The organism is Rhodopirellula maiorica SM1 (assembly GCF_000346295.1).
Taxonomy (GTDB): domain Bacteria; phylum Planctomycetota; class Planctomycetia; order Pirellulales; family Pirellulaceae; genus Novipirellula; species Novipirellula maiorica.
In genome coordinates, this window is sequence record NZ_ANOG01000477.1 from 1 (window position 1) to 6514 (window position 6514).

A 6514-nucleotide genomic window follows, 5' to 3' on the forward strand; every position below is an offset into this window, starting at 1 on the left:
GACCATCTGGTGATGCCCGTTATCTTTTCGACTGAACCGTCGGCTCGTTTCGATTTGCGAGTCTCACCGCGAGACCTGACGCGATTCGACGCTCTCGGCCGAGGACCGCTGACGTCGAATATCGCCGAAGCCGGAGGCTTGTTTAATAACGGTGCCCTCCAGATTCACGTGACGCCGACACATTACCTCCGCTTTCCGCAACCTGGTTCGCCCGCCGCCATGACGATTGCCGTCAACGCGACCCAACCGAAATCGTGTGGGCATCTCGCGATTACCTCGCTTGATGCAAGCGAACCGCCACGGATCGATTTCCGTTACCTAGCAGATCCAGCCGACCTTGAAACGACGATCGCGGGGGTGAAATTGGCTCGCTCGATCGCGATGCAGTCGCCGCTGCGACAATGGCTTGGCCCCGAGATGGTGCCAGGATCAAAACGCGACAGCGACGAGGCGATTGCCAAATCGATCGCACGCTACACCCAAACGCTATACCATCCGGTCGGAACCTGCGGGCTCGGACGTGTCGTCGACGCGGACTTGTCGGTGGTTGGCACGCGGCGGTTGTCGGTGGTCGATGCTTCGGTGTTCCCGAAACTGACGATGGGCAACCCCAATGCAATGGTGATCACGCTTGCGATGTTGTTCGCAAGCCGATTGAATGTGGCGAGCTAGGTCGCCGTGCTAGATCTTTCCGTTTTTGCAATGCGGGCATATTCTGCCCCCTTTGCCGTTGCAAGTCGTGCAGCGCTCTTGGGTGACTTGTTGGGCGCGAATGGGACGTCCGGTTAAGGGGTTGACGCCTTTGACGACCGTTTCCCGCCCCGCAACCACGCCCTTGTTACACGTTCGCACCGGGCAATCCAGGAATCCGCGGCCATCGCAGGCAACACACCAGTTGTCACGCAAGTACAGCCCGCCAGCGTCGCGGCTGTTGTCAGCGATTTCACTAAACAACTGAGACGTCGATTTTTGTTTCAGCCCCCAGCAATAGACGGCGACCGAGCTGTTTTCGACCGTACTTAGCCGCTGCGCCGCGGTGTGGCTGGGTTCGGGATCGGTGAGCGAAGCGGTTTGCACGTTCTCGTAGAACCAACGACGGAATTCGCCGGATCCGAAGAACAGACCTTTCGCGTCGCTCCCCGAGACCGGAGTGTCGTAGGCGATCCCGACCACATGGTTTTCGGCATCAAGCACCGGACCGCCGCGGTTTCCTCCCATGACGCGAGCAGACGTTTCAAGCGTCACCCCGCTGCCCGAGGCACCAAGTGCCGAGAAACTGCCGCGGACCGAACGCGACTGAAGCACCTCGCCTGTTTGCGTTTGCAATCCGCGTTGCAGTGCGGATTGACCACGCGAGAATCCGAGGATTTGAATCGGAGCTTGTTTGGCTGGATCGTCCAAGGCGACTTCCACTGGTGCAAGCTTTAGGTTCGGTACCCGTAACGCCGCGATCTCGGCTCCCATTTGTCCGTTCTTGGGCCGCACGTAGGAGTAGTGGGTCCAAACAACGCTGCCGCTGCCAAATCCTGATCCCACTGACGAGGAAACTGCCACCGAACGCGTCGATGATATCAGCAGGTCTCGGACAAGCTCGCTGCGGCGTGACGAAGACGCAGGGTCGACAATCACCGTGATCAGTTTGGGCCCGTGGTAGTTGGTCGTTTCCACGACCGGACGCGCTGTCAGTACGATCCCCGGCGCCGCCACGAAGCCAGTCCCCGTTGCCAGCAGTTGTAGATCCGGTCGCGGCGCATCGACACCGTCAATCTTGATCTTGGCATCCGATTTCGATGGAACATCAAAATCAAGCGAGTAGTGCCACCCTGCTTCCATCTTTGTACCGCTACCGGCGTTGTCCGATAACGCCACTGTTCTCATGAGCCGTTGTCGAGTGCTCGGTGAAAACGTGATGAAGCTATCGGTGTTGGTTGTCAGTTCGTGTAACAGTTCGGCATTGGATTGAACAATCGGTGGCATTCGTTCGACCGACTCGATCGCTCGCACCATCCGCGTCGCGGCGGAATCGCCCTTGCGACCCTTGATCAAACAAACGGCTAAGTTGTTGTTTGCCGAACAGAATGTCATGCGATGTCGCGAGGGGTCTGCCGCTTGTTGTTTTTCGATGCGGCGGAGCGTGTCTTCGAGCACCACGGCGGCTCGTGAATGCTCGTTGCTACCACAGCTGAGCGTGACGGCGGCCCACAGTCCGGCATAAGGACTCTCTTTGACTTCGTTGTGAATTTCGATCAGCAACCGGCTGACCGTTTGAGGTCGCTCGGCCACCGTTCGTAGATGGTCTTTGACCAATTCGAATTGTCGTAGATCTTGGGCGTCGAACCAGCGAATGGCCAGATATTTTTGGTCCGCCTCGCTCAATTGAGCAATTGGGATGTTCCGAGCCATGTTTTGGCCCTTGATCAACAACTCTACCGTCTCGTCGTTTTGGCTAATCAGCTCGGCCTCGACGACGGTCCCCGCTGCCGATTTCCATTGGCGGAGGGCCGGGGCGTGCCCAGGGGGTTGAGAGTATCCGGTCGTCGCTAGTTCCAAACCCAACGCCAGCAGCAAAAGCGTGGTCAGTAAGGTGGAAAACGAGCGTAGGAAAGGAGACGGGAGTCGATACATCTGAAGACTCGTTGGTCGCTAGTTCTGTGGAGGGGTTGTTCTCGGTTTTAGTTTACTGATCCAGCAGCGGGTGGCAAGTAAGAAGTCGCGAAACGGAAATCATGATCAAATTAGCGGTCAATGACGGGGTGATCGGAAGGGGGCGATCGCGGTCGCTGCGGAGTTGCCAGAGAGGTTTGGGGCTGCCCGTTTGTCAGGCCCTACACCAAACCCGCTTGGTTCGGCATAATCAGGGGTTTTCCCCAACAGGTCGCATGCCCTGCCTGAACGCTCTAGGTAATCGGTAATAAAGATGACGGAAGACAAAATTGGCAAACTCGGCGTTACCTTCGACGACGTCCTTCTGCAGCCCCGTTACAGCGAGGTGGTGCCCAGCGAAGTGGATGTGACGAGCCGGCTGACCGATCGGATCAAGCTACAGATCCCACTCATTTCCTCGCCGATGGATACGGTCACCGAAGCCGAAATGGCGATCGCGCTAGCAAAAGAAGGCGGGATGGGGATCATTCACAAAAATTTGTCGCCGCGTAGCCAGACGCAGCAAGTGCTGAAGGTGAAACGCTCGGCCAACGGCATCATTGTCGATCCAGTGACCTTGCCCCCCGAAGAAAAGGTCAGCCGGGCGGCGGAATTGATGGATCAAGCCAACGTCTCGGGAATCCCGATCGTTTACGCCGATCGCAAGCTTGCTGGCATTCTGACGCGACGCGACCTCCGTTTCCTAGAGGACCCAAACCTCCCTGTTTCGGAAGTTATGACACATGAGAACTTAGTAACGGCTGTAGGGAATGTAACGCTTGAGGAAGCTGAGCGAATTTTAACGGCAAAAAGAGTCGAGAAACTTCTCCTGGTTGACGAAGATAGAAGACTGACGGGGTTAATAACGATTCGTGACATCGACATGATGAAGCGATATCCGCGTGCTTGCAAAGATCCGCTCGGCAGATTGCGGGTCGGAGCGGCGATCGGAGTCGGTGATTTTGATCGAGCCGAGAGTTTGATTCGACAAGGCGTTGATTTGCTAGTGGTCGATTCGGCTCACGGGCACAGTCAGAACGTGATGGAAACCGTCCGAGAAATTAAGAGTCAACGTGATTGGGACATCGATATCGTGGCCGGCAACGTGGCCACACCCGAGGCGACTCGCGATTTGATCGAAGCGGGAGCGGATGCGGTGAAAGTCGGCATCGGCCCTGGTTCGATCTGTACGACGCGCGTCATCAGCGGTGTCGGGGTCCCACAGATCACAGCGATTTTGGACGCAGTCAAAATCGCCGAAGAGAGAAACATACCTATCATCGCTGACGGCGGCATTCGCTTTAGCGGTGATATTACGAAGGCAATCGCGGCCGGCGCGAGCACCGTGATGATCGGAAGTCTGTTCGCAGGCCTCACCGAGAGTCCGGGCAAGATGATCCTGTACCAAGGTCGTACGTTCAAGTCGTACCGGGGGATGGGATCGATGGGCGCGATGGTCAAAGGAAGTAGCGATCGGTATCGGCAAAAAGGTGCTGAGGCGGGCAAGCTTGTCCCCGAAGGCGTCGAAGGCCGCGTGCCGTTCAAGGGTCCTCTTAGCGATTACGTCTACCAATTGGTCGGCGGATTGCGAGCGGGGATGGGATACGTCGGAACACGGACGATTGATGAGTTGCGGCACGATGCGAGATTCATTCGCGTCTCCGCAGCAACGGTTAGGGAGAACCACCCGCATGACATTGCGATCACCCAGGAAGCGCCAAATTACAGCCCTGATGTTTCATCAGGCGAAACGAACTAGTCTGGCAATCTTAATTGCCAGTGCCGGGACGCTCGCCGTTTGGGACGTTCCAGCGGCACACGCCCAGTCACCGACAGGCTATGGCAATCTTCGTCCGGTTCCCAAAATGGGAACCGTCCCGCCGGCCGCTCCGGCCACCGCACACAATCCAACTCACGATGGTTGGAACCTAAAATGGGGTCGCAAACCCCAGCCGGCTCCGCAGCCAAGCGATGCCGTGGATCGTCACTTCGCAGGCAAAGATCCGTTTGCGGACGATCTGCCTGTGGCGAAAAGCGTCGCGACATCGGCCGCTCCAGCGACATCCCCTACTGCCGACCCTGTTCGGCCGCCTGCGGCAACCGTCGTCGCCAGCGGAGGCGTGCCGCATCAACAAGCAGCCAGCCAACAAGCGATTGGCGCTGGAGCCTCGACCATGGTGGTTCGTCCGGTGTCCGCCGTTCAGAACCAACACGTTCAGAACCAGCCCGTTCAGAACCAACCCGCAAATCAACTTCAGCGAGCCTCAGCCGCTCCCGATCTGCGCTCGGTCAATGCCCCGGCGTCCGCATCCAAACCGGTCGAGCGCACTACATGGTTGACCGCGCCCCAACAAGGCGGCGGATTTTCGTTGCCACCGGAATCGTCCGGACAACCGCGTGAAGCGGCTCCACGGAATACGGACTTCTTCGAGAATCCGTTTGGTGAAGGGACCCAGGGGCGTCAAGCGGCGCCGCGAAACTCGGGGATGACACCTCCATCGCAAGCGAATCCACGTTCAACAAACCAACTGCGAGACGGATCCGGGACGCTGCCTCGATCACGATCGTTACCTGCACCGGGAAGCAAAGCTGATCCCCAATCGAAGCTCGAATTGTTGCCTAGTCCTCAAGGCGAGCCCACCAGCCCACGGCAATCCAAACCGGCCCAAGATGGTCGCTCGCTTGGCGATTTCTTGAAGGAAGAGGGCAGTATCGAGCCGCTGCCAAGTCCACAGGATCGCAGCGACGAAAGCCCCGAATCGCCTTCGGATCAACGAGGTCGCTTCGAGAACCCCTTTGGCAATCCGGATGGAGGACGATCTGCGTCAAGCGAACAGGATCGTGATCGCTTGGACCAACGCTCGGGGCGCGACGAGGATGGGGTTGGCAGTTTCGATGGTGTCGACGACTTGAAACAAACCGCCGGGATCTCGTGTGAAGATTTCCGCCAACGCATCGCATCGCAAACAATCGATAAATTGTCTTTGGACATCAGCCCGCCGTTTCGGCCGGACGTGATCAGCGAAGCGGAATACCAAAAGTTGAAAACCAAATTCGACGAAAACCAGAGCGAACGTCAATGGCGGACGGTCGACGGACGTCCGCTCGCCTCGGGCCGTTTGGTTGATTTGGCTTACGAAAAGGCGGTAATCGAGACCGCACACGGCACGACCGAAGAACTTTCGATCAATCGACTCAGCGAAGCCGACTTGGCCTACATCTCTGACAACTGGGGATTGCCCAAGGAATGTTTGATCCAGCAGGTTGCCTACACTGAGCGTTCATGGCAGAGCACCACGATGACGTGGAAGGCATCCAATTTGTGTCACAAGCCGTTGTACTTCGAGGATGTTAACCTCGAGCGTTACGGACACACCCGCGGTCCACTGTGGCAACCGGTTGTTTCGTCCGCTCACTTCTTTGTCAATATCGCCGTGTTGCCATACAAGATGGGAGTACACGCTCCGAACGAATGCCAATACGCACTCGGTTACTATCGCCCCGGCAACTGTGCACCGTGGATCAAACCACCGGTACCGATCAGTTTGCGAGGCGGTTTGACACAAGCCGCAGCGATGACCGGAGCGTTTTGGTTGATCCCATAGCGGGGGTGACTGCGTAGACCGGACCAAGCAAAACCCAATCAAAGTGGTGGTGGGTACGGATACCTTCCGCCCCGAAAAGGGGCGGGAGAAAGCAAGTGATTCGTCAAATTTCGATTTTAGGGTAGTGGATTTCGCCAGAAATCCTGGACAGCGGGCTGTTGATTTAGTCGAAATGCAAATCGCATTGGTGAGCCGAGGGCCGTAAGGCACTGGGTAATGCGTGGCACCCGGCCGCTGACGAGAACGTCCGGCTTAGGCCAGAGGTC

Annotated in this window: 4 protein-coding genes; 3 read left to right on the forward strand and 1 reads right to left on the reverse strand. The window is 57.4% G+C overall.

The window, feature by feature from the left end; translation table 11 throughout:
- Positions 1 to 672, forward strand: a 672-nt coding sequence (locus RMSM_RS15005) for a GMC oxidoreductase (protein WP_040766905.1), incomplete at its 5' end; no start/stop codon positions are given.
- A 9-nt stretch (positions 673 to 681) separates the two neighbouring features.
- On the opposite strand, the gene RMSM_RS15010 is transcribed toward RMSM_RS15005, so the two are convergent.
- Positions 682 to 2625 (reverse strand): trypsin-like peptidase domain-containing protein, encoded by a 1944-nt coding sequence (locus tag RMSM_RS15010; RefSeq protein WP_040766908.1) that lies wholly within the window; start codon positions 2623 to 2625, stop codon positions 682 to 684.
- 292 nt (positions 2626 to 2917) lie between these two features.
- On the opposite strand from RMSM_RS15010, the gene guaB reads away from it, so the two are divergent.
- Together guaB and RMSM_RS42005 are read left to right on the forward strand one after the other, a co-directional pair.
- The gene (guaB, locus tag RMSM_RS15015) at positions 2918 to 4402 is read left to right on the forward strand and encodes an IMP dehydrogenase (RefSeq protein ID WP_008697692.1); all 1485 of its coding nucleotides are present in this window, start codon (positions 2918 to 2920) and stop codon (positions 4400 to 4402) included.
- Positions 4377 to 6248: a hypothetical protein gene (locus tag RMSM_RS42005; RefSeq protein WP_052031645.1), complete on the forward strand. Its 1872-nt coding sequence runs from the start codon at positions 4377 to 4379 to the stop codon at positions 6246 to 6248. Before guaB ends, RMSM_RS42005 begins: the two co-directional genes overlap by 26 nt.
- The last annotated feature ends 266 nt before the right edge of the window (positions 6249 to 6514 follow it).